Source organism: Streptomyces sp. NPDC052012, from assembly GCF_040689265.1.
In the GTDB taxonomy this organism is placed as follows: Bacteria; Actinomycetota; Actinomycetes; order Streptomycetales; family Streptomycetaceae; genus Streptomyces.
The window spans coordinates 19,004-40,218 of sequence record NZ_JBFAXA010000041.1 but is presented as its reverse complement, the minus strand read 5'-3'; the positions used below and the strand labels follow the sequence as shown (position 1 = coordinate 40,218).

The following is a 21,215-nucleotide window of genomic DNA, read 5'->3' as shown; positions in this document are numbered from 1 at the left end:
GCGGCCGGCGCGTCAACACCCCCCGCTTCTCGAGTCGACCGATTCCGCGCCAGACCGAGGACGGACACCACCGCCCCGGCCCCGCCCCACCCACCACCCGTAGGCGCTACGCGCACCCCCACCGAAGCCGCAGTGGCGCCGCAGGCATGGCGACGCGCACCCCCCGGACCTGCACCCGCCCACCCGAGTGGCACCCCACGCCACACCCCGCTCCTATCACCGTGTTTGTCTGATTAGCGCGTATCGTCGCCGCATGCCCACGCCATACGGATCCCGCGGCGGCATGGCGTTCGGCGTGGAGGAGCTGCGTGTGCTCCGCCGCGCTCTCGCCCTCGCCCTTCACCCCACCCCCGCCTCGGCCGACGACATCCAGGACTGCCTCCGCCTCGCCGACTCACTCGACGAGGCCACGCGGGAGAGTGCCCGGCTGCGCGCCTTCCTCGTGGCCGACCTCGGCCGCTACCGCGCCGCCCTCCCCGGCACCGCCGCCGGCTACCTCACACTCCTGGAGGAGGCGCTGGGCGCCGGATACCGCCCCCACCCCGACGACCTCGCCGCCCTCCGCGCCCTGCGCGGCAACCCCGCCGCCGCCGCCACCCTCCTGCACCGCTGCCAGCACCTGGCCGAGCAGGACGTCCGCACCCGCCTCGCCGGCCGCACGGTCCCCGCACCCACCCCCGCAGCCGAATCCACACCTGGGGCGCCCACCACCCCCACCACCCCCACCACCCCCACCATCCCCGCCTCCCGCACACGCACCCGAACCCACCTCCACGCCCTCCCAGGAGGCCAGTCCGCGTCCGTCGCCACCCAGAACGACGACCAGCAGCAGCCCACCCGAAAGCCCTCCCAGCCCCAAACCCAGCCGAAACCCACCCCAGCCACCCCCGGCACCCCCGCCACCCCCGGCACCCCCAAGCCCACCCGCCGCCCGGTCCCCACCCCCGGCGAGGTCTTCCCCCGCCGCAAGCCCACCCCACCGCCCCCTCCCTCGGACCAGCACCTGGCCGCCGGCTGACGCCCGCCCCACACCGGTCACCTCCCGCTGGCTACCCTGGACGCATGGACTACGTCTCCGCGCTCCTGCCTCCGGCCGTCATGGCCGCACTCTTCATCGGCGTGATCCGGGTGATCGTGAAGACCCAGGGCGGCGCCAACAAGGCCAAGGAGGACGCCGCGGTGGACGCGGCCGTCGCCCGCGCGGAGGCCGCCCACCAGGCCGCCCCCGCCAAGAGCGACACCTGACCGCAGCCGCCGGGTAGCCCACCCCAGCCCCCTGCTGGCCCCCCTGCTGGCCCCACTACCCGCACTTCACGGCGTACGGCCCGGAGCCCGGACAACACCCTCCGCGCCGTACGCCCCTTTTGTTCACGTTCCACACGCCATACCCGGGATCTCCCACTATTGTTCTTGGTGTGCCTCGCCCATTGGGAGAACTCGAAGACGCGGTCATGACGCGGGTGTGGAAGTGGAACCGCCCGGTGACCGTTCGAGAAGTCCTGGAAGATCTTCAGAAGGAACGCTCCATCGCCTACACCACGGTGATGACCGTTTTGGACAATCTCCATCAGAAGGGCTGGGTGCGCCGAGAGGCGGAAGGCCGGGCCTATCGATATGAGGCGGTCTCCACTCGCGCCGCCTACGCCGCCGCCCTGATGAACGACGCCTGGTCGCAGAGCGACAACCCCGCCGCCGCCCTCGTGGCCTTCTTCGGCATGATGAGCGACGAACAGCGCCAGGCCCTGACAGATGCAGTACGCATCGTCCAGCTCCCGGAAACAGCGGAACCCGGCGAGAACCCGCACCAGAAGCCGGACCAGAAGCCGGACCAGAACCGGGACCAGAACCCGGACCAGAACCCCGGCTCCGCAGAGGGTCCCCCCGGGCGATAGCGTCCGCTCATGTCACGAGGCATCCGCATCCCCGAAGACACCGCAAATGCCCTCACCGTCCGACGTGCCCGCACCAGCGATGTCCCCGCCGTACGCCGACTCCTTGACGCCTACGTCCGCGAGGGCATCCTGCTCGACAAAGCGACGGTGACGCTTTACGAGGACATCCAGGAGTTCTGGGTCGCGGAACGGGACGACAACGCCGAGGTCGTGGGCTGCGGCGCCCTGCACGTGATGTGGGAAGACCTCGCGGAAGTCCGCACTCTCGCGGTCAAGCCCGGCCTGAAGGGCGCCGGCGTCGGCCACCGGCTGCTGGAGAAGTTGCTGCAGACCGCCCGCTGGCTCGGTGTTCGCCGCGTATTCTGTCTCACCTTCGAAGTCGAGTTCTTCGGCAAGCACGGCTTCGTGGAGATCGGTGAGACACCCGTGGACACCGATGTGTACGCCGAGCTGCTGCGTTCCTATGACGAGGGCGTCGCGGAGTTCCTCGGTCTCGAACGAGTGAAACCGAACACCCTGGGCAACAGCCGGATGCTTCTGCATCTGTGATCGTTGCGGATTCCGCACCGCACCCCCACACCCCCCTTGTCGCCCTTGCCGTGGTGCCCTATGTCCGAAACGCGCATGTTTCCGGGCGGGGAGCGGCCGACCGGTCTCTGCCAGGGGTTTGTGTTTTTCCGGCAAAAGCGGTTTGCTTTCCGACGTACTGCAGTACTGCATATAACAGGGGACGGCGATACGGCGGACGCCGGCACACCCCGGTCCTGAAGATATCGATGAAAGGAAATCCGGTGGCACAGAAGGTTCAGGTCCTTCTTGTCGACGACCTCGACGGCGGCGAGGCGGACGAGACCGTGACGTTCGCGTTGGACGGCAAGACGTACGAGATCGATCTCACCACCGCCAATGCGGACAAGCTCCGCAGCCTTCTCGAGCCTTACGTGAAGGGCGGTCGTCGTACCGGAGGGCGCGCTTCGGGCGGGCGCGGAAAGGCGCGCGCTTCTTCCGGCGGCAGCCAGGACACGGCGGCCATCCGCGCCTGGGCGAAGGAGAACGGTTACGAGGTCAACGACCGCGGCCGTGTTCCCGCGTCCATCCGCGAGGCCTACGAGAAGGCCAACGGCTGAGGTCCGGTCCGACCGGCCCCGAAACGGCCCGTCACAGGGCCGGTACGACCGGCGGCTGGGCCGCACGCGCGCCGCAGCCGGACCCGGTGGCACTGTGTCGCCACCGTGTTCACCACCCGCATGAGATCGGGGACGCCCGCGTGGCCCCCCGTCGCCGACAAGGTCGGCAGCGAGGCCTCCACCTCGCACCCCGGCTCGGGGGGCCGCAGCCATACGGCGGCCCCCTGCGAACCGGCACGACTCAGGAGACCTGAGCCACTGCAGGGGTCCACGGAACCCACGGAACCCACGGGACCCACGCGACCCAAGGCTCCAGCCTGACCGGCGAGATCCACGGGAACCGGCCACCGGCCGGGACCCCCAGGCGCCGGCGCGTCCGGCCCCCCAGGCACCGGCGCGTCCATCACGCCCCCCGCCCCCATCCCCACCAGATCGAGCCGCACGGCACCCCACTCCAGCCACTCCAGCAGCCCCGGCAGCTCCTCCGCGCTGCCCGCGGCCACCAGGAGACGCATCCGGTCGCCCTGCACGGCCACGGGGAACGGGCGCTCCAGGGCGCCCAGGCGCCGGAGTGCCGCGTGTCCCGCCTCGGCCGGCACGTCGAGGACGTCGAAGCGCGCTCCCACCAGCAGAAGCGGCGGATCCCCGGGCACCGTGCGCCAGCCCAGTCCGTTCTCGTACCAGTGCCGGACCCGCTCGGCGTACCCCGACTGCGCACCAGGCTCGATGGGCCGGCGCGGCAGCGGGACGGTGGCAGCCATGCCAGGTGCAACTGCCGCAAGACCGCCTGAGTTACGCTGGGTACTCATACGTATGCGCAGAGTGTCGAACGAGGGGGCGTGCGGGGGCGTGGAACGGCGCAAGGTTGTTCGCCCGTAGCGGAGGGAACCCGTGCACTCGGCATGGACTGTCAGTAGCAGCGGGTAAGACATCCCTAGTGGGAGGGGGCGACATGCAGGGCAGGACGTCTCACGTTCGCCATGGGCGTACTGGCGAAGGGGGTAACTGCCTGGCCTGCGGGAACATCGTCTCGCACCATCGGGTTGGAGCAGATGTCGGCGTTCGGGGTCAGGAGGCCATCGACGGTGTCGGCAGTTGGAATGAGCGGTCCCCGCTTGCGGGACTAAGCTGCGGAAGGACAGGGAGGGGAAGTTCCCCCCACTGCCTGACCGCTCTGAGGAGCGATTAACGATGTTCGAGAGGTTCACCGACCGCGCGCGGCGGGTTGTCGTCCTGGCTCAGGAAGAAGCCCGGATGCTCAACCACAACTACATCGGCACCGAGCACATCCTCCTGGGCCTGATCCACGAGGGTGAGGGTGTCGCCGCCAAGGCCCTTGAGAGCCTCGGGATTTCGCTCGAGGCGGTCCGCCAGCAGGTGGAGGAGATCATCGGCCAGGGGCAGCAGGCGCCGTCCGGCCACATTCCCTTCACCCCCCGTGCCAAGAAGGTCCTGGAGCTGTCGCTCCGCGAGGCCCTTCAGCTGGGCCACAACTACATCGGCACGGAGCACATCCTGCTCGGCCTGATCCGTGAGGGCGAGGGCGTCGCCGCCCAGGTCCTGGTCAAGCTGGGCGCAGATCTGAACCGCGTGCGGCAGCAGGTGATCCAGCTGCTCTCCGGTTACCAGGGCAAGGAGACCGCCACCGCCGGCGGTCCTGCGGAGGGCACGCCTTCCACGTCCCTGGTCCTCGACCAGTTCGGCCGGAATCTCACCCAGGCCGCTCGTGAGTCCAAGCTCGACCCGGTCATCGGGCGCGAGAAGGAGATCGAGCGGGTCATGCAGGTGCTGTCCCGCCGTACCAAGAACAACCCGGTGCTGATCGGTGAGCCCGGCGTCGGCAAGACCGCCGTCGTCGAGGGCCTCGCCCAGGCCATCGTCAAGGGCGAGGTGCCCGAGACCCTCAAGGACAAGCACCTCTACACCCTGGACCTCGGCGCGCTGGTCGCCGGCTCCCGCTACCGCGGTGACTTCGAGGAGCGCCTGAAGAAGGTGCTCAAGGAGATCCGCACCCGCGGCGACATCATCCTGTTCATCGACGAGCTGCACACGCTGGTCGGTGCGGGTGCCGCCGAGGGCGCCATCGACGCCGCTTCGATCCTGAAGCCGATGCTGGCCCGCGGTGAGCTGCAGACCATCGGTGCGACCACGCTGGACGAGTACCGCAAGCACCTGGAGAAGGACGCGGCCCTGGAGCGCCGCTTCCAGCCGATCCAGGTCGCGGAGCCGTCGCTGCCGCACACGATCGAGATCCTCAAGGGCCTGCGCGACCGCTACGAGGCGCACCACCGCGTCTCCATCACGGACGAGGCGCTGGTCCAGGCCGCCACCCTGGCCGACCGGTACATCTCGGACCGCTTCCTGCCGGACAAGGCGATCGACCTGATCGACGAGGCCGGCTCCCGGATGCGTATCCGCCGGATGACCGCGCCGCCGGACCTGCGCGAGTTCGACGAGAAGATCGCCGGTGTCCGCCGCGACAAGGAGTCCGCGATCGACTCGCAGGACTTCGAGAAGGCCGCCTCGCTGCGCGACAAGGAGAAGCAGCTCCTGGCCGCCAAGGCCAAGCGGGAGAAGGAGTGGAAGGCCGGCGACATGGACGTCGTCGCCGAGGTCGACGGCGAGCTGATCGCCGAGGTCCTGGCGACCGCCACCGGCATTCCGGTCTTCAAGCTCACGGAGGAGGAGTCCAGCCGTCTGCTCCGCATGGAGGACGAGCTGCACAAGCGGGTCATCGGCCAGGACGACGCCGTCAAGGCGCTGTCCAAGGCGATCCGCCGTACCCGTGCGGGTCTGAAGGACCCGAAGCGTCCCGGTGGCTCGTTCATCTTCGCCGGCCCGTCCGGTGTCGGTAAGACCGAGCTGTCCAAGGCGCTCGCGGAGTTCCTCTTCGGTGACGAGGACGCGCTGATCTCCCTCGACATGTCGGAGTTCAGCGAGAAGCACACGGTCTCGCGTCTCTTCGGTTCGCCCCCCGGCTACGTGGGCTACGAGGAGGGCGGTCAGCTGACGGAGAAGGTGCGTCGCAAGCCGTTCTCGGTCGTCCTGTTCGACGAGGTCGAGAAGGCCCACCCGGACATCTTCAACTCGCTGCTGCAGATCCTGGAGGACGGTCGTCTGACCGACTCCCAGGGCCGGGTCGTGGACTTCAAGAACACGGTCATCATCATGACGACCAACCTCGGCACCCGGGACATCTCCAAGGGCTTCAACCTCGGCTTCGCCGCCGCGGGCGACACGAAGACCAACTACGAGCGCATGAAGAACAAGGTCTCGGACGAGCTCAAGCAGCACTTCCGGCCCGAGTTCCTCAACCGCGTCGACGACGTGGTGGTCTTCCCGCAGCTCACGCAGAACGACATCCTGCGGATCGTCGACCTGATGATCGGCAAGGTGGACGAGCGTCTGAAGGACCGGGACATGGGCATCGAGCTCTCCCAGTCCGCCAAGGAGCTGCTGTCCAAGAAGGGCTACGACCCCGTCCTGGGCGCCCGGCCGCTGCGCCGGACCATCCAGCGGGAGATCGAGGACTCGCTGTCGGAGAAGATCCTCTTCGGCGAGCTGCGTCCCGGTCACATCGTGGTCGTGGACACCGAGGGCGAGGGCGAGTCCCAGACCTTCACCTTCCGCGGTGAGGAGAAGTCGGCCCTGCCCGACGTCCCGCCGATCGAGCAGGCCGCGGGCGGCACCGGCCCGAACCTGAGCAAGGACGCGTAGCCGCTGCGCCAGGCCATAACGCGACAAGGGGCTGCCCCCGGACATCACGTCCGGGGGCAGCCCCTTGTCGCTGCTCGCTCTCTGCTCGCGTCAGGACAGCTGGCCGTCGTAGTCCGGCAGCTTGAACGTCTTCTCCGCGTGGCCGCCCGACAGGTCGGTGGGGCTGTTGCCGATGTTGGCGATGATCGTGTACCCCTGGCGCTCGATGGCGACGCGCTGGGCCGTCTTGTAGTCGGCGACGTTCTTGAACAGGTCGAAGAAGCCGCGGACGTACAGGCCGGAGGACTCGTAGCCGGCCTGGTCGAGGTTCCACTCGGTGGGCGCGTAGATGATGCCCGGGCGGGCGGTCACGAAGAACAGGTCGACGCCGCGCTCCTCGGCGTACCGGGCGACCTCCAGGACCGGCTTGTTCGCCGGCTGCGGGAAGCTGAAGCCGAAGTCCGTCTCCAGGGCGGTGTTGTCGATGTCGAGGACGATCGCCTGCTTCTCACCCGGCCTGGGGTTCGCGATGCGTTCCTTCAGATAGGGCAGGGCCTGGTCCATGACCGCCCGGCAGTCCTTCTGCCAGGTGTCGTAGTCGACGTCGGCGGCGGTCGGCGCGGGGGCCGCGGTGGCGGCCGTGGGAGTGCCGGAGGCGGTCACCGCTTCGGCGGGTGCGGCCAGGGCCACCAGGGCGGTCGCGGAGACGGCGGTGACCGATACGCGGCTCAGCCAGGTGCGTCGGCTCTTCATGTCGTGGGGGGTCCTCTCACGTCCGGGACGCTGCAACATGTCGTGTGCATGTTCGTGTGCGAGGGTGACGCGAGGTGAACCGTAGGGTTACCGGACGGTAGGCGCCTAGAGGTCTGCGCCACATTTCTGGAAGGGCCGAAGCCGCCTCCCGGTGACATGCTGCACAGGCCATTTGTCCGGTACTACCGGGATTAGTGGCAAGAAGGCGAAAAGGGAATCGGACATTTAACCCAAAGCTCTGATCGATCAGCCTGAAATGGGGGTTTCGCCCTCTAAGGCGCCTGTGTCAAGAGACGTGCATCTCACCCGAGAACTACGACTTTCCGTCGTAGATCACACCTTTGCGGTGTTGTGGGCGAAAGGGCTACCAATGAACAGCCACCGCGGCGCGGTCCTGTGCGTCAGGTGGTTTTCCTCTGTCCCCTTCCCCATGAGGTTTCGATGTTCGAGCGCGTCACGTCCCGTTCCTTCCGTCCGTCCCTGAACCGCACTCGCACGGCCGTCCTGGCCGCCGGCCTGGCGGGCTCGGTGGCGATGGGGGCCGGGATCGCGGCAGCCGCCGACACCACGGCCGCTTCCGGTGCCGCCACCGCCGTCCAGGCGCAGGCAGCCGCTCAGGCCAAGGCCGCGCAGGCCCAGGCGGTGAAGGCCGAGAAGGCTGCCGCCGCCAAGAAGGCCGCGGCCGTGAAGGCCGCCCAGGCCAAGAAGGCGGCTCAGGCCGCCGCCAAGAAGAAGGCCGCCGGCTGGGTCAGCCCGGTCAAGAGCTACAAGCTCTCCGCGAGCTTCGCCCAGAACGGCGGCATGTGGGCGAGCAAGCACAGCGGTCAGGACTACGCCGTCCCGACCGGCACCCCCGTGGTCGCCACTCACGGCGGCACCGTCGTCAAGGCCGGCCCCAACGGCGCCGGTGACGGTCCCGCGTACGGCAACGCGATCGTCGTCAAGCACGGCAATGGCACGTACTCCCAGTACGCCCACCTGTCGTCGGTGAACGTGAAGGCCGGCCAGATCGTCAAGACCGGCCAGAAGATAGCCCTGTCCGGCAACACCGGTAACTCCAGCGGCCCGCACCTGCACTTCGAGATCCGTACGACCCCGAACTACGGCTCGGCGATCGACCCGATGAAGTTCCTGCGCGCCAAGGGCGTCAGCTGAGCATCCGGCTCCGCGGCCAGGGGGCCCACCCCTGGAAGGTCCGGCTAGGACCCCCCGGCGCCCCGGTGTGCCTGGGTGATCAGATCGATGGCGACCTCGAGGACGGCTTTCTGCTTGTCCTCGGGGTCGCCTTCGACGTCCTGCATGACATGCATCCCGGCGTGCAGGGTGAACAGGGCGCTGACGCAGCGCACCTGGTCGGCCAGTTCGGCGTCGGGGTCGATGAGGATGTCCTTGAGGCCGAGCATGCGGGCCTTGAACATCTCGCCGATGCGCAGTTCGCGCACCGTGGCCTGGTTCTCCTGCATGAAGCGGAACAGGGGGGCGGCGTCGAGCAGCGCCTGGCTGTACCGGCGGATGATCTCCTGCTTCGTCTCCAGCGTGCGCGGCTGCTGCCGCGCCCACTCGACCAGCTCCTCGACCGGCCGGTTGAGGTCCTCGAAGATGCTGACGAGGATCTCTTCCTTGGTCTTGAAGTGGTAGTACAGAGCGGCCTTGGTGACCTCCAGGCGCTCGGCGATCTCGCGCAGCGAGGTCTTCTCGTAGCCCTGCTCGGCGAAGAGTTCGAGCGCCACGTCCTGGATGCGCTGGCGGGTGTCCCCGCGGCGCCGCTGTCTGGTGCCGTCCATGGTGCCGCCCATCCTCCTACGCGACTGCTCTTCCCAAAAACTTACTTGACGCCCGGCTAGTTGCGGAGCTAGCTTCCCAGTGTAGTGAACTAGCCGGGCGGCAAGTAAGTACCGCCGCCCGCTCGAGTCCGACTGGGGGAGCAGGAGCGATGGCGGACACACCGGCGGCGGCGGTCGCCGAGAAGGACGGCGGCAAACAGCCGAAGAGCGTGCGGGTGGTCCTGCTCGCGCTGATGATCGCGATGATGCTCGCGATGCTCGACAACATGATCATCGGCACCGCGATGCCGACGATCGTGGGCGAGCTGGGCGGCCTGGAGCACCTCTCCTGGGTCGTCACCGCCTACACGCTCGCGACGGCCGCCTCCACCCCGGTCTGGGGCAAGGTCGGCGACATGTACGGGCGCAAGGGCTCCTTCCTGGCGTCCATCGTGATCTTCCTGATCGGCTCGGCACTCAGCGGCATGGCCCAGAACATGGGCGAGCTGATCGCCTTCCGCGCCGTGCAGGGCCTGGGCGCCGGCGGCCTGATGGTCGGCGTGATGGCGATCATCGGCGACCTGATCCCGCCCCGCGAGCGCGGCAAGTACCAGGGCATGATGGCGGCCGTCATGGCGCTGGCGATGATCGGCGGCCCCCTGGTCGGCGGCACGATCACCGACAACTGGGGCTGGCGCTGGGCCTTCTACATCAACCTGCCGCTCGGCGCGATCGCGCTGGCCGCCGTCGGCGCCGTACTGCACCTGCCGAAGAAGCGGTCCAAGGCGGGCATCGACTACCTCGGTGTCGTGCTGCTGACCGTCGGCATCACCGCGATCGTGCTGGTCACCACCTGGGGCGGCACCGAGTACGCCTGGACCTCCGCGCGGATCATGGAGCTGAGCGGTCTCGGTGTGGCCGCGCTGGTCGGGTTCGTGTTCTGGCAGAACAGGGCGGCCGAGCCGGTGCTGCCGCTGCACATCTTCCGCAGCCGCAACTACACGCTGATGTCGGTCATCGGCTTCATCACCGGCTTCGTGATGTTCGGCGCGACCCTGTTCCTGCCCCTGTACCAGCAGTCCGTGCAGGGTGCCTCCGCCACGAACTCCGGTCTGCTCCTCCTGCCGATGCTCGGCGCGATGCTCGTCACCTCGATGGTCGCGGGCCGGGTGACCACCAGCACCGGCCGCTACAAGATCTTCCCGGTGGCCGGCAGCGTCCTGATGATCGTGGGGCTGTATCTGCTGTCCACCATGGACACCGGCACCTCCCGGCTCACCTCCGGCGTCTTCATGGCCGTCGTCGGTCTCGGCATGGGCTGCCTGATGCAGATCACCATGCTGGTCGCGCAGAACAGCGTGGAGATGAAGGACATGGGTGTGGCCTCCTCGTCCGCGACCCTCTTCCGTACCCTCGGCTCCTCCTTCGGCGTCGCCGTCATGGGCGCGCTGTTCAACAGCCGGGTCCAGGACGTCATGGCCGAGCGGGCCGGCGCGCTGGGCTCCAGGATCACCGAGCAGTCCGCCCAGCTGGACGCGGCGAGCCTGGCGAAGCTGCCGGAGGCGGCCCGCGAGGCCTACCAGCACGCGGTGTCCTCGGGCACGCACGGCGCGTTCCTGCTGGGCGCCGTCATCGCGGTGATCTCGCTGGCGGCGGCGGTGTTCGTCAAGGAGGTCCCGCTGAAGGGCGCGGGTCCCGAGGACGCGAAGTCCGAGGACGGCGCCCCGTCGCCCGCCCCGGTGGGCGAACCCGTCTGACCGGCTCCTACGCCCGACCGCCGGCGTACGCCCGAAAGCCCCCCGGCCGTGTCCGCCCGGGGGGCCTTCGGCGTGCCGGGCCGGTGTCAGACCCCCGTGCCACCATCGATCGCATGGACAAGGCGCGGCAGCTGAGGCTGGCCAAGGACGCGATGGACCGGGACTGGGCCGACCCGGACCTCGACCTGGACGCGATCGCGGCACACGCCGGGTACTCGCGCTACCACTTCCTGCGCGCCTTCAAGGAGACCTACGGCGAGACCCCCGGCCAGTACCTGACCCACCGCCGCATCGAGCGCGCCGAGGAGTATCTGCGCGTGGCCGACCTGAGCGTGACGGAGATCTGCCACCTGGTCGGCTTCAGCAGCCTCGGCACGTTCTCGGCCCGCTTCAAGACCCACACGGGTCTGACCCCCACCGAGTACCGGGCCAAGCACGTCGGCCGGGGCGCCGCGCTCATCCCCGGGTGCTACGCGATGCTGTGGGCCGGCGGCTTCCCCAGCGCAACTTCGAAGAAGCGCCCCGGGCCCCGCCCTGCCTACGGTGAGGAGCAGATACCCACCGACGACAGGAGCGCGGAGCCATGATCAAGGGGCTCGGGATCACCACCGTGTGGACCTTCGACCAGCAGCGCACGAAGGCCTTCTTCACCGAGAAGCTCGACTTCGAGGTGCGCAATGACCTCGCGATGGGCGACATGCGCTGGATCACCGTCGGAGCCAAGGACCAGCCCGACGTCGAGCTCGCCCTGATGAGCCTCGACGGGCCCGGCCTGGACGCCGATTCCTCGGCGGCGCTGAAGACACTGGTCGGCAAGGGCGTCATCGGCGCCGGGGCGTTCCGCACGGACGACTGCCGCGGTGACTACGAGACGTTCAAGGCGCGCGGAGTGGAGTTCCTCCAGGACCCGCAGGAGCGGCCGTACGGCATCGAGGCGATCTTCCGCGACGACAACGGCAACTGGTACTCGCTGACCGAGCGCAGCGAGGAGCTGGACTTCTCGAAGCCCTTCGAGTGAGCCGGACCGTCCCGGCGAGCCGCCGCGACGGAGCTCACGCCGGCAGCATCGGGTAGCTCCCCGTGTCCGTCGGTGCGTGCTCCGGCAGCCACAGCACGGCGACCGCGCCCTCGCACGGCACGCCGTCCGGCGCCCCCGCCGGCCGTACGTTGCGGAAGGTCAGCCGCGCGCCGAGCACCCGGGCCTGTCCGGCCGCGATGGTCAGGCCCAGACCGTGACCCCGGCCGGCCCGGTCCCTGCTGCCGGTGCGGAACCGGCTCGGGCCCTCGGCGAGCAGGTCCTCCGGGAAGCCGGGCCCGTGGTCGCGGACCCGGATCACCCGGCCCTCGACGGTCACCTCGATGGGCGGCCTGCCGTGCCGGGCGGCGTTGGCGAGCAGGTTGAACAGCACGCGTTCCAGGCGGCGCGGGTCGGTGGTGACCTCCGACTCGTGCACCACGCGCACCGTGACGTCGGGCTCCTTCGCCGCCACCCGCCGGGTGACGAACTGACCCAGCAGGATGTCCTGCAGCTCGGCCCGCTCCGAGGCCCCGTCCAGCCGGGCCACCTCCAGGACGTCCTCGACGAGGGTGCGCATCGCCTTCGCCCGGTCCAGCACCAGCTCCGTCGGCCGGCCCGGCGGCAGCAGCTCGGCGGCGGTCAGCAGCCCGGTCACCGGGGTGCGCAGCTCGTGCGCGATGTCGGCGGTGACCCGGCGCTCGGCCTCCAGCCGCTGCCGCAGCGCGTCCGCCATCGCGTCCACCGCGCTGGCCAGATCGTCGGTCTCGTCCCGTACGACCCCGCCGATGGCCTCGCGCACCCGCACCTCCGTCTCGCCCTTGGCGACCCGGCCCGCGGCCGTGGCCGCCTTGCGCAGCCGGCGCGAGAGATGACCGCCGATCAGCACCCCGAGCGCGCTGCCGCCGAGGACGACCGCGATGGAACCGATCACCAGGGCCTGGTCGAGATCCTTGAGGATGTCCGAGCTGCGGTCGGTGAAGCCCGAGTGCAGCGACATCACCTGCCCGTTCTTCAGCGGCACGGCCGCCCAGATGTCCGGCGCCCCGCCCGGCCGGTCGGCCACGTACGTCGCCCGCCGTCCCGCCTCGACCTTCTCCCGCAGCTCGGGCGGCAGCTCCGGGTCGTTGATCTTGGTGTTGGGGAAGTTCAGCCGCCCGGACAGCTCGTAGTTGCGCTGCGCGACCATGATCCGCTCGTCGGCCAGATCCCGTGCGTTGTCCAGCATGGACACCCGGGCCGCGTTGTGCACGACCAGGCTCAGCACGACCGCCACCAGCGCGCCGACCAGCGCGATCGCCGCGCTCAGCTTCCACCGCAGCCCGGCCCCGAGGCCCACCCGGTCGACGCACCCGGCCACCAGGCGGCCGAGCCGCCCCCGCCATCGCCCCCGCATCCGTCCGCTCAGGCCTTCAGCTTGTAACCGAAACCGCGGACCGTCTCGATGCGGTCCTGGCCGATCTTGGTCCGCAGCCGCTGCACATGGACGTCGACGACGCGGGTGTCACCGCCCCAGCCGTACTCCCACACCCGTTCCAGCAGCTTGTCGCGGGAGAGGACGGTGCCCGGCGCCGAGGAGAACTCCAGCAGCAGCCGCATCTCGGTCGGTGTCAGCGCCACCGGCTCCCCGGCCCTGCGCACCTCCATGCCCTCGGTGTCGATCTCCAGCTCGCCGAAGGACAGCACACCGCCGTCGTCCGCGGCGCCCTGCTCCTCGCGGCCACCGCCCGCCCGTCCGAAACGGCGCAGCACCGCCCGGATCCTGGCCACCAGCACGGCACCGTCGAACGGCTTGGTCACATAGTCGTCGGCGCCCGCCTCCAGGCCCAGCACGACGTCGATCGAGTCGGCGCGGGCCGACAGCATGATCACCGGGACCATCGACTCGTCGCGGATGCGCCGGCACAGGCTCACGCCGTCCAGGCCGGGGACCATGACGTCGAGCAGCGCGATGTCGGGGCGGTTCGCCCGGAACGCCTCCAGGCCCGACAGTCCGTCGGGCATCGCGGTGACAGCGAAGCCGTCCCGCTCCAGGGCGAGCTGCGTGGCCTCGCGGATGACGTCGTCGTCCTCCACGAACAGCACATGAATCTGGTCTGCCATAGATCAGTCTCAGCCTTCGGGCACCGGTGTCGGCTCGGCGCCGGCCACCTTGCCGTAGTCGTTGTGCGTGCGGTACTCCTCGGAGAACCGGCCCGAGGCCCAGCGATACGTGATCACGTTCTCGCCGGAAGGGCTCGACACCGGATCGCCCGGGTCGTACACCTGCTTGGTCACCACCAGGTCCCCGCGGTCGATCTCCGCGTACACCGGGGGCTCCTCCGCGGTGAACACGTTCCGGTACCGCCCGCCCTCGTCGCGATACACGTACGAGCCGACGCCCACGGCGTCCCCGCAGGTCAGCACGTTGATCACGACGTCGTCGACGGACCCCCCGGTCAGGTTGCCGTAAGAGACGTCGACGGGGTACTCGTCGGCGACGCACGGCTTCAGATCCCGCTTGACCTCCGCCGAGACCGCGGGATCGGCCTTGATCAGCCGGACCGCGTCCACCCGGTCGGGCGTGCTCGACGCCGAGGCGGACGCAGTGGCGGCGGTGCTCGGCACCGCGTCCGCCTCCGCGTGCGCCGGGCCCTCGTCCCGGGCGCCGGTGCCGCCGGTGCCGCAGCCCGCGGCGAAAAGGCCGAGGGCGGCGAGCACGGCCGTCGCCGTGCCCGCCGCCTGGGCGGTTCCCCGGGCCCGTGTGGGCCCTGTGCCGGTCAGGCCGCGCAACGCTCCCGCTCCTCACGCTCCAGCGCGCGTGCGTCCAGATCGCGGGCCTCCAGCTCCTCGCGGAGCCGGGCGAGCGCCCGGTGCAGCGTGCTCTTGACCGTTCCGGCCGACATGCCGAGTGCGGCGGCCGTCTCCTCCGTGGACATCTGCTCCCAGTGTCGCAGCACCACGACACTGCGCTGCTTCGGGGCGAGCACCTTCAGCACGTCCATCAACAGGGCACGGTCGGCGTGCTGCTCGGTGGCGTCGTCCACGCTGGCGTCCGGGAGCTGCTCGGTGGGCACCTCCTCCAGCTTGCGGGCCCGCCACCACTCGGTCCGCGTGTTGATCATGACGCGGCGCAGATAGGCGTCGGCGAGGCGCTTGTCCTCTATGGTCTCCCAGCGGCCGTACGTCCGGGCCAGCGCGGTCTGCAGCAGGTCCTGCGCGTCCACCGGGTCCGGGACCAGTCGGCGGGCGCTGCGCAGCAGCGCGTCCTGCCGGGTGCGGACGTACTCCTCGAACTCGAGCACCTCGCCCTGCGCCATGGTGAACCGCCTCCTGCTCCCCGTTTCCGGCCCACCCGTGCGGGCCGGTGTACTGCCTGTGTTCCGTGGTCTGCGTGCCCTCGCCGGGCACGCAAATGAAGGTACGGAGGCGTTGTCACGGCACTGTGCGAAGCAGCCTGCGGCCAGCCCTCGGCTGTCCGTCGGTTGTGTAACGGAAGGAGGAACGGGGTAAAAAGCATGGCCGCTTGGGGTAGGTATGCCGGATTCGGCCACCCCGTCCCGCGACGATCCACGCGACGGCACCGGTCGCATCCGCGATCCCGCGGCCAGTCGTGCGGCGGCGGGCCCGGCCATTCCCCCCATCCCGTCCATCTCGCGGTCAGCCCTGCGGCGCGCGGGGCCACCCGTCCGTCGCGCGGTCAGTCGCGCGACGTGCCGGGCCACCCGTCCGTCGCGCGGGCAGCCGTGCGACTACCTCGGTGGCGTTCGCGGTCCCGCGGGCGGCTGTGGGGCGGTGCCGGCCATCCGTCCATCCCGTCTGACCCGCGGTCAGCCCTGCGGCGCGCGGGGCCACCCGTCCGTCGCGCGGGCAGCCGTGCGACTACCTCGGTGGCGTTCGCGATTCCGCGGGCGGCTGTGCGGCGGGCCCGGCACCACGTCGCCCATCCGCGGGCAGTCGTGCCGCAGGGCGGCACGGGTGGGCGCGGGCGGTGACCTGTCGGCGCCGGGATGCGCGACCCGCCCCCGGCCCGCACCAACACCCGGCGTCAGGCCGACGGCAACCGGTACAAACCCCCCGGCAGCGGCTCCACCAAGCCGTCCGCGACGAGACCGTCCAGCGCACGAGCCCGCTGCACCGGCTCGTGCCACACCCGGTCCAGCGCCGCCTGCGGCACCGGCCCATGCGCATCCCGCAGCACCGCGAGCAGCCGCCCCCGCACCTGACGATCCGTGCCCGCGTACGTCTGACCCCGGCGCGGCGGCCCCTCGTGCGCCGGCTTGCCCGCGAGACGCCAGGCGCACTGCGCGGCGATCGGGCAGCGGTGACACGACTCGTTCTTCGCCGTGCACACCAGCGCCCCGAGCTCCATGGACGCGGCGGCCCACCGCGCCGCGGTCCGCTCGTCGTCGGGCAGCAGCGCCCGCGCGAGCCGCCGCTCGGCCGCGGTCGTGGCGTTCGGCGGGTACTGCACCCCGGTGACCGCCCGGGCGAACACCCGCCGCACATTGGTGTCGAGCACCGGATGCCGCTGCCCGTACGCGAAGGACGCCACCGCCGCCGCCGTGTACTCGCCGATACCGGGCAGCGCCAGCAGCTGCGCGTGGTCGGCCGGTACGTCACCACCGTGCCGTTCCGCTATGGCGACCGCCGCACCGTGCAACCGCAGCGCGCGACGCGGATAGCCGAGCCGGCCCCAGGCGCGCACGGCCTCACCGGGCGCCTCCGCCGCGAGGTCGGCGGGGCGCGGCCAGCGGGCCAGCCACTGCTCGTAGACGGGCAGGACCCGGCTCACCGGGGTCTGCTGCAGCATGAACTCACTGACCATCACCCCCCACGCACCGGCCTCGGGGCGCCGCCACGGCAGGTCGCGGGCGTGCTCGTCGAACCAGTCGATCACGGGGGAGTGCAGCGGCTCTCCGAGAGCGCGCTCGGACGCGGAATCGGCGGTGCCGCCGTACTGGGGCTTCGTGGGAGCAGTCATGACCCGTCGATCCTGCCATGTCGAAGGGGGCCGGTCGGGTACATGCGGGCGTGTGTATGGGTACGGGTCGCGAGGGGTGGCCGTCCCCGGGCCGCGAGGGGTGGCCGTCCCCGGGCCGCGCGGGTGGCCCTTCCGGACTGCCAGGGTGACCGTCCCCGGACCGCCAGGACGGCCGCCCCGGGGCTGCGTCTCCAGCCCCGCACCTGACGATCGGCAGCAGTGCCGCACCCCCGGGCGCTTGTAGCGTCGGTGGCATGGAACGTGCTCGTCGCGCCGCGATCTGCCGGGCCGCCCTGCTCTGGGCGGCCCTCGCCGCGCCGGCCCTTGCCGCCGACCGGATCGGACTGAACGAGCCGCGGCCCCTGTGGCAGGAGCTGTCCGGCCTGGGCGTGCTCGCCGTGGCGGTCGGCCTGTCCCGGAGACAGCCCCTGGCGGCCTTCGCCCTGACCGCGGCCCTCGGCCTCGCCCTCGCCCCGGCGCTGTTCAGCGTCTCCTACGGCCCCGCGCTCGGCGTGCTCGCCCTGCTGCTCGGGTCGCGGGCGGCCGGGGTGCGGCCCGCGCTTCTCGGCTTCTCGGCCCTCGCCGTGGCCGGCACCGCGAAGATCGTGACCACGGGCGTCGATCCGGTCCCCGAGTGGCTGGTCCTGATGGGCACCCTCCTCTTCGGCTGTGTCTTCCCCTGGCTCGGCGGGCGCTACCGGCGGCAGAGCCGTGAGCTGGCCGAGGCGGGCTGGCTGAAGGCGGCCCGGCTGGAGCAGGAGCAGCGCCTCACCGAGGAACGCGCCCGGCTGCGCGAGCGCGCCCGTATCGCCCAGGACATGCACGACTCCCTGGGCCACGAGCTGAGCCTGATCGCCCTGCGCGCGGGCGCCCTCCAGGTCGCCCCCGACCTCGCCGAGCCGCACCGCGCCGCCGCGGCCGACCTGCGCGCCGCCGCCGCCGATGCCACCGACCGGCTGCACCGCATCATCGGCGTCCTGCGCGAGGACGACGACGAAACCGCGCCGCTGACCCCGGCCGGCGAGACCGTCGAACAGCTCGTCGCCCGCGCCGCCGAGTCCGGGCTGCCGGTGCGCTGGGAACCCGGCGGACGGGACACGGGCACGGCACAGGACGAGCCGGCCGGACGGCTGCTGCACCGGGTGACCAGGGAGGCGCTGACCAACGCGGCACGGCACGCACCGGGCGCACCCGTCGTCGTGGCGGTGACGGGGGACGACGAGCAGGGAGCGACCGTCACCATCACCAACGGGCGGCCCACCCGCACGAGTTCCCCGCCGGCCGGGGGCGGCTCCGGGCTGGCCGGACTGCGCGCCGCGGTGACGGCCGCGGGCGGTTCCTTCGAGGCGGGACCGCACGAGGACGGCTACCGGGTCCGAGCCCACATCCCCTCCCGGCCGCCCGCATCCGTGCGGCGTGACGAGACGTCCCGGGCCGCTGCCCCCGCCGTCCCGGCCGGCCCCGCGGTCACCGTCGTCCCCACCTCCGCGCTGCTCACCCGGGCCCGTCGCCGCGTCGCCGTCGGGATCGCTGCCGCCGCCGGCGTGGGTGTCGCTCTGGTCGGTTCCGCCTTCGGCTGGTACGCGTACACCGAGACCCACTCGGTGCTGGATCCCGCCGCCTTCGCGGAACTGCGCACGGGCGCGCCGGCCACCGAGGTCGCACGCGTGCTGCCCGACCGGGACGTCCACGACCCGCCCGTGGAGCGCGCCCCCGCGCCGCCGGACGGCGCCGACTGCCGCTACTACCGTGCGAGCGGCGAACTGTTCGTCTCGGTCGACCACTTCCGGCTGTGCTTCGACGGCGAGGGCCGCCTGATCGCCAAGGACGTCGTCCCGCGCGTCGGTCTGGCAGGCGAACAGCGCGACTACGACAAGGAATTCTCCGAATGATCAGGGTGCTGCTGGCCGACGACGAGGCGATGGTGCGCGCGGGTGTCCGCGCCATCCTGGGGAGCGGCGGCGAGACGGAGGTCGTCGCCGAGGCGGGCGACGGCCGCGAGGCCGTCGAACTGGCCCGCGCCCACCGGCCCGACGTGGCCCTGCTCGACATCCGTATGCCCCGCACGGACGGGCTCGCGGCGGCCGAGGAGATCGTACGGACCGTGCCCGGCACGGCCGTCGCGATGCTCACCACGTTCTCCGAACGCGCCTACGTGGCCCGCGCCCTGAGCGGCGGCGCCACCGGCTTCCTGCTCAAGTCCGGCGACCCGTACGAACTCATCGCGGGCGTACGGGCGGTGGCGGGCGGCGCGGCCTTCCTGTCGCCGAAGGTGGCCCGGTACGTCATCGAGGGGCTGGGGGACGGCAGGCTCACCCGCGAGGCGCAGGCACGCGCGCGCGTGGCGGAACTGAGCCCGCGGGAGCGCGAGGTGCTGGGGCTGGTGGGAGCCGGCCTGTCCAACCCGGAGATCGCGGCCCGGCTGCACCTGGTGGAGGGCACGGTGAAGGCCTACGTCAGCTCGGTCCTGGACCGGCTCGGCGTGCGCAACCGCGTGCAGGCGGCGATCGTGGCGTACGAGGCGGGGCTGGTGGAGGACGGCGGCCTCAGCGGCGGGCGGGAGCGGTGGCCGGCCCCGGGCCGGTGAGCCATCGCACGGCAGGCGCCTGGGACGTGCGCATCGTCTCCGTCAGCCGGATCGCCGGGCGCGTGCCCAGCCGTATGGCCGCGAGGGCGACGGCGGTGCCGAGCAGCAGGCCCGCGGCCACGTCGTGCGGGTAGTGCACGCCGACGAAGACGCGCGAGAAGGCCATCAGCGCCGCGAGAGGTGCCGTGAGCCAGATCAGCGCGCGGCGGACCAGGACCAGGGTGAGCGCCGAGGCGCCGGCGATGGTGGCGTGGTTGCTGGGGAACGACCAGTCGCCGTGCGGCGGGCACACGGCCAGGGAAGGCGCGGCGTCCGTGACCGCACGGCACGGACGCTCCTGTGTGACAACGGACTTGAGCACCTCACTGCACACGTACGCCACAGCCGTGGCCAAGGGTGCAAGGGCCGCGATCGCGAACGCGCGTGTGTCGGCGCGCCGGGCCCGCCACCAGGCGAGGACGAACAGCGCGACGAAGACCAGCAGTCCGGCCTCGGTCCCGGTTTCCGCCGTGTGCTGTACCCACGTTGGGGTGTCGTGCGCGTAGTCGGTGATGTCGCGGTAGAGCCCGCTGTCCATGAAGTCCATGGTCACGGACCGTAGGCGAGGCGCCTGTTCGGTCACACCCTGCGATCGTCCCGTGCCGTACCTGACGAAAGACAGGGGGACAGTGCGGATTCCGGAATGATGATCCGGAAAAGTTGCGGATCTCAGCGGCGGGTGGGGCCAGCGAACGCGCCGATCTCTCGTACAGTTTGCGCCGTGGGATCTCTGCGCAATCCGGTCGGGCCGCTTCCCTCCTCCATCTACTGGCGACGGAGGGCCGTACTGCTGTCCGTGCTAGCCCTGTTGGCGCTGTTGATCACCTGGATCGTCAGCTCCGGCGGCGGAGACGGCGGGGACCGCGACAACGGGGCCAACGGCAAGAATCCCGCACCGTCCATCACTCCGGGTCCGTCGAGTTCGGGTCCGGCGATCAGCCAGGCGCCGGGTGGGCGTGACGAGTCGGAGGGCGGCGGCTCAGGGGGCTCGGGCGGCTCGTCGTCGGGCGCCGGGGACGACGGCGCGGGCGGCGACGACTCCGGGGGCTCCGGGGGCGCGGACGGTTCGGGCTCGGGCGCAGGCGGGAGCGCCGGTGGCGGCTCCGAGGGCGGTACGTCGGCGGGGGTCGGCGCGGGAGACGCGTTGCCGGCCGGGTCCGGTTCGGGGCTGCCCAACTGCACGGCGGGCGCGGTGAAGTTCAGCCTGCGCAGCGCCCGGAACACGTACGAGCCCGGTGCCACGCCGACGTTCCTGCTGACCGCGCGGAACGTCTCCGGGAGCGACTGCAAGGTCGATCTCGGGCCGAAGAACGCGGTGTTGACGGTGTCTCAGGCCGATGGTGACGACGCGTACTGGTCGTCGGACGACTGCCCCAAGGGCGCGGGGAGCCTGGTGTTCCGCGTGCCGGCGGGGGAGAGCATCACGTACACCGTGAAGTGGGACCGCAAGCCGAGTGCGCCGAAGTGTGCGACGCCGCCGGCGGGGTCGGCGAAGGCGGGGACGTACCTGGTGGAGGCGAAGGCACCGGGCTTCGAGAAGGTGCGGACGTCGTTCGTGCTGGATGCGGATTAGCGCTGCGTAGCTGAAGGGGCGCGGGGAACTGCGCGACCAGCCCCCACCGG

22 protein-coding genes are annotated in these 21,215 nt (G+C 71.1%); 13 read left to right on the top strand and 9 right to left on the bottom strand.

What is annotated here, in order from left to right:
* Positions 1 to 283 precede the first annotated feature (283 nt).
* The 5 genes from AB0412_RS35130 to AB0412_RS35110 all read left to right on the top strand — a co-directional run bounded on the left by AB0412_RS35130 (position 284) and on the right by AB0412_RS35110 (position 3,019).
* A complete protein-coding gene (locus tag AB0412_RS35130) occupies positions 284 to 1,018 on the top strand; it encodes a hypothetical protein (RefSeq protein ID WP_366406682.1) in 735 nt (244 codons plus the stop codon).
* Positions 1,019 to 1,062: 44 nt separating this feature from the next.
* Entirely contained in the window at positions 1,063 to 1,245 is a 183-nt protein-coding gene (locus AB0412_RS35125; RefSeq protein WP_366406681.1) for a hypothetical protein, read from the top strand.
* Positions 1,246 to 1,415: 170 nt separating this feature from the next.
* Entirely contained in the window at positions 1,416 to 1,892 is a 477-nt protein-coding gene (locus tag AB0412_RS35120; RefSeq protein WP_366406680.1) for a BlaI/MecI/CopY family transcriptional regulator, read from the top strand.
* 9 nt (positions 1,893 to 1,901) lie between these two features.
* On the top strand, positions 1,902 to 2,441 hold the full coding sequence (locus AB0412_RS35115; protein WP_366406679.1) for an amino-acid N-acetyltransferase: 540 nt from the start codon (positions 1,902 to 1,904) through the stop codon (positions 2,439 to 2,441).
* Positions 2,442 to 2,683: 242 nt separating this feature from the next.
* Positions 2,684 to 3,019, top strand: a complete 336-nt coding sequence (locus AB0412_RS35110; protein ID WP_366406678.1) for an Lsr2 family protein — start codon at positions 2,684 to 2,686, stop codon at positions 3,017 to 3,019.
* On the opposite strand, the gene AB0412_RS35105 is transcribed toward AB0412_RS35110, so the two are convergent.
* On the bottom strand, positions 2,998 to 3,780 hold the full coding sequence (locus tag AB0412_RS35105) for an SCO3374 family protein (protein WP_366406677.1): 783 nt from the start codon (positions 3,778 to 3,780) through the stop codon (positions 2,998 to 3,000). The two genes, AB0412_RS35110 and AB0412_RS35105, sit on opposite strands and share 22 nt — an antisense overlap.
* Positions 3,781 to 4,210: 430 nt before the next feature.
* Between AB0412_RS35105 and AB0412_RS35100 the strand changes: the two genes are divergently transcribed.
* Entirely contained in the window at positions 4,211 to 6,736 is a 2,526-nt protein-coding gene (locus AB0412_RS35100) for an ATP-dependent Clp protease ATP-binding subunit (protein WP_366406676.1), read from the top strand.
* A 90-nt stretch (positions 6,737 to 6,826) separates the two neighbouring features.
* Here AB0412_RS35100 and AB0412_RS35095 read toward each other — a convergent pair whose 3' ends face one another.
* Positions 6,827 to 7,468 (bottom strand): HAD family acid phosphatase, encoded by a 642-nt coding sequence (locus AB0412_RS35095; protein ID WP_366406675.1) that lies wholly within the window; start codon positions 7,466 to 7,468, stop codon positions 6,827 to 6,829.
* A 441-nt stretch (positions 7,469 to 7,909) separates the two neighbouring features.
* Here AB0412_RS35095 and AB0412_RS35090 point away from each other — a divergent pair, with 441 nt between their 5' ends.
* Positions 7,910 to 8,623 carry a M23 family metallopeptidase gene (locus tag AB0412_RS35090; RefSeq protein ID WP_366406674.1) on the top strand — a complete coding sequence of 238 codons (714 nt, stop codon included), beginning with the start codon at positions 7,910 to 7,912 and terminating at the stop codon, positions 8,621 to 8,623.
* A 44-nt stretch (positions 8,624 to 8,667) separates the two neighbouring features.
* Here the strand turns inward: AB0412_RS35090 and AB0412_RS35085 are convergent, their stop codons facing one another.
* Positions 8,668 to 9,264, bottom strand: a complete 597-nt coding sequence (locus AB0412_RS35085) for a helix-turn-helix domain-containing protein (RefSeq protein ID WP_366406673.1) — start codon at positions 9,262 to 9,264, stop codon at positions 8,668 to 8,670.
* Positions 9,265 to 9,401: 137 nt separating this feature from the next.
* On the opposite strand from AB0412_RS35085, the gene AB0412_RS35080 reads away from it, so the two are divergent.
* The 3 genes from AB0412_RS35080 (at position 9,402) to AB0412_RS35070 (ending at position 12,006) form a co-directional block, all read left to right on the top strand.
* Positions 9,402 to 10,988, top strand: coding sequence for an MDR family MFS transporter (locus AB0412_RS35080; protein ID WP_366406672.1), 1,587 nt, complete (start codon positions 9,402 to 9,404; stop codon positions 10,986 to 10,988).
* A 113-nt stretch (positions 10,989 to 11,101) separates the two neighbouring features.
* Positions 11,102 to 11,575: a helix-turn-helix transcriptional regulator gene (locus AB0412_RS35075; protein WP_366406671.1), complete on the top strand. Its 474-nt coding sequence runs from the start codon at positions 11,102 to 11,104 to the stop codon at positions 11,573 to 11,575.
* Complete coding sequence (locus tag AB0412_RS35070) at positions 11,572 to 12,006, top strand: VOC family protein (protein ID WP_366406670.1); 435 nt, start codon at positions 11,572 to 11,574, stop codon at positions 12,004 to 12,006. The genes AB0412_RS35075 and AB0412_RS35070 overlap by 4 nt, the downstream gene beginning before the upstream one ends.
* 34 nt (positions 12,007 to 12,040) lie before the next feature.
* On the opposite strand, the gene cseC is transcribed toward AB0412_RS35070, so the two are convergent.
* From cseC to AB0412_RS35045, 5 genes are all read right to left on the bottom strand, one after another.
* Positions 12,041 to 13,399: a two-component system sensor histidine kinase CseC gene (gene cseC / locus AB0412_RS35065; protein ID WP_366406669.1), complete on the bottom strand. Its 1,359-nt coding sequence runs from the start codon at positions 13,397 to 13,399 to the stop codon at positions 12,041 to 12,043.
* 8 nt (positions 13,400 to 13,407) lie between these two features.
* The gene (gene cseB, locus AB0412_RS35060) at positions 13,408 to 14,106 is read right to left on the bottom strand and encodes a two-component system response regulator CseB (RefSeq protein WP_366406668.1); all 699 of its coding nucleotides are present in this window, start codon (positions 14,104 to 14,106) and stop codon (positions 13,408 to 13,410) included.
* A 9-nt stretch (positions 14,107 to 14,115) separates the two neighbouring features.
* Entirely contained in the window at positions 14,116 to 14,775 is a 660-nt protein-coding gene (locus AB0412_RS35055; RefSeq protein ID WP_366406667.1) for a hypothetical protein, read from the bottom strand.
* Positions 14,763 to 15,302, bottom strand: a complete 540-nt coding sequence (locus AB0412_RS35050) for a SigE family RNA polymerase sigma factor (RefSeq protein ID WP_260827661.1) — start codon at positions 15,300 to 15,302, stop codon at positions 14,763 to 14,765. The genes AB0412_RS35055 and AB0412_RS35050 overlap by 13 nt, the downstream gene beginning before the upstream one ends.
* Before the next feature lie 728 nt (positions 15,303 to 16,030).
* Complete coding sequence (locus AB0412_RS35045; RefSeq protein WP_366406666.1) at positions 16,031 to 16,966, bottom strand: A/G-specific adenine glycosylase; 936 nt, start codon at positions 16,964 to 16,966, stop codon at positions 16,031 to 16,033.
* Between the two features lie 254 nt (positions 16,967 to 17,220).
* On the opposite strand from AB0412_RS35045, the gene AB0412_RS35040 reads away from it, so the two are divergent.
* Positions 17,221 to 18,858 carry a histidine kinase gene (locus tag AB0412_RS35040; protein WP_366406665.1) on the top strand — a complete coding sequence of 546 codons (1,638 nt, stop codon included), beginning with the start codon at positions 17,221 to 17,223 and terminating at the stop codon, positions 18,856 to 18,858.
* Positions 18,855 to 19,553 (top strand): response regulator transcription factor, encoded by a 699-nt coding sequence (locus AB0412_RS35035; RefSeq protein ID WP_366406664.1) that lies wholly within the window; start codon positions 18,855 to 18,857, stop codon positions 19,551 to 19,553. Before AB0412_RS35040 ends, AB0412_RS35035 begins: the two co-directional genes overlap by 4 nt.
* Here AB0412_RS35035 and AB0412_RS35030 read toward each other — a convergent pair.
* Positions 19,513 to 20,139, bottom strand: a complete 627-nt coding sequence (locus AB0412_RS35030) for a phosphatase PAP2 family protein (RefSeq protein ID WP_366406663.1) — start codon at positions 20,137 to 20,139, stop codon at positions 19,513 to 19,515. The two genes, AB0412_RS35035 and AB0412_RS35030, sit on opposite strands and share 41 nt — an antisense overlap.
* A 174-nt stretch (positions 20,140 to 20,313) precedes the next feature.
* Here AB0412_RS35030 and AB0412_RS35025 point away from each other — a divergent pair, with 174 nt between their 5' ends.
* Positions 20,314 to 21,165: a hypothetical protein gene (locus AB0412_RS35025; RefSeq protein WP_366406662.1), complete on the top strand. Its 852-nt coding sequence runs from the start codon at positions 20,314 to 20,316 to the stop codon at positions 21,163 to 21,165.
* The last annotated feature ends 50 nt before the right edge of the window (positions 21,166 to 21,215 follow it).

What these genes read in the sequence shown, in the direction of transcription:
- AB0412_RS35130 (WP_366406682.1), top strand. Translation starts at nt 284, where the DNA reads ATGGCGTTCGGCGTGGAGGAGCTGCGTGTGCTCCGCCGCGCTCTCGCC.
- AB0412_RS35125 (WP_366406681.1), top strand. Translation starts at nt 1,063, where the DNA reads ATGGACTACGTCTCCGCGCTCCTGCCTCCGGCCGTCATGGCCGCACTC.
- AB0412_RS35115 (WP_366406679.1), top strand. Translation starts at nt 1,902, where the DNA reads ATGTCACGAGGCATCCGCATCCCCGAAGACACCGCAAATGCCCTCACC.
- AB0412_RS35105 (WP_366406677.1), bottom strand. Translation starts at nt 3,780, where the DNA reads ATGGCTGCCACCGTCCCGCTGCCGCGCCGGCCCATCGAGCCTGGTGCG.
- AB0412_RS35100 (WP_366406676.1), top strand. Translation starts at nt 4,211, where the DNA reads ATGTTCGAGAGGTTCACCGACCGCGCGCGGCGGGTTGTCGTCCTGGCT.
- AB0412_RS35095 (WP_366406675.1), bottom strand. Translation starts at nt 7,468, where the DNA reads ATGAAGAGCCGACGCACCTGGCTGAGCCGCGTATCGGTCACCGCCGTC.
- AB0412_RS35090 (WP_366406674.1), top strand. Translation starts at nt 7,910, where the DNA reads ATGTTCGAGCGCGTCACGTCCCGTTCCTTCCGTCCGTCCCTGAACCGC.
- AB0412_RS35085 (WP_366406673.1), bottom strand. Translation starts at nt 9,264, where the DNA reads ATGGGCGGCACCATGGACGGCACCAGACAGCGGCGCCGCGGGGACACC.
- AB0412_RS35080 (WP_366406672.1), top strand. Translation starts at nt 9,402, where the DNA reads ATGGCGGACACACCGGCGGCGGCGGTCGCCGAGAAGGACGGCGGCAAA.
- AB0412_RS35075 (WP_366406671.1), top strand. Translation starts at nt 11,102, where the DNA reads ATGGACAAGGCGCGGCAGCTGAGGCTGGCCAAGGACGCGATGGACCGG.
- AB0412_RS35070 (WP_366406670.1), top strand. Translation starts at nt 11,572, where the DNA reads ATGATCAAGGGGCTCGGGATCACCACCGTGTGGACCTTCGACCAGCAG.
- cseC (WP_366406669.1), bottom strand. Translation starts at nt 13,399, where the DNA reads ATGCGGGGGCGATGGCGGGGGCGGCTCGGCCGCCTGGTGGCCGGGTGC.
- cseB (WP_366406668.1), bottom strand. Translation starts at nt 14,106, where the DNA reads ATGGCAGACCAGATTCATGTGCTGTTCGTGGAGGACGACGACGTCATC.
- AB0412_RS35050 (WP_260827661.1), bottom strand. Translation starts at nt 15,302, where the DNA reads ATGGCGCAGGGCGAGGTGCTCGAGTTCGAGGAGTACGTCCGCACCCGG.
- AB0412_RS35045 (WP_366406666.1), bottom strand. Translation starts at nt 16,966, where the DNA reads ATGACTGCTCCCACGAAGCCCCAGTACGGCGGCACCGCCGATTCCGCG.
- AB0412_RS35040 (WP_366406665.1), top strand. Translation starts at nt 17,221, where the DNA reads ATGGAACGTGCTCGTCGCGCCGCGATCTGCCGGGCCGCCCTGCTCTGG.
- AB0412_RS35035 (WP_366406664.1), top strand. Translation starts at nt 18,855, where the DNA reads ATGATCAGGGTGCTGCTGGCCGACGACGAGGCGATGGTGCGCGCGGGT.
- AB0412_RS35030 (WP_366406663.1), bottom strand. Translation starts at nt 20,139, where the DNA reads ATGGACTTCATGGACAGCGGGCTCTACCGCGACATCACCGACTACGCG.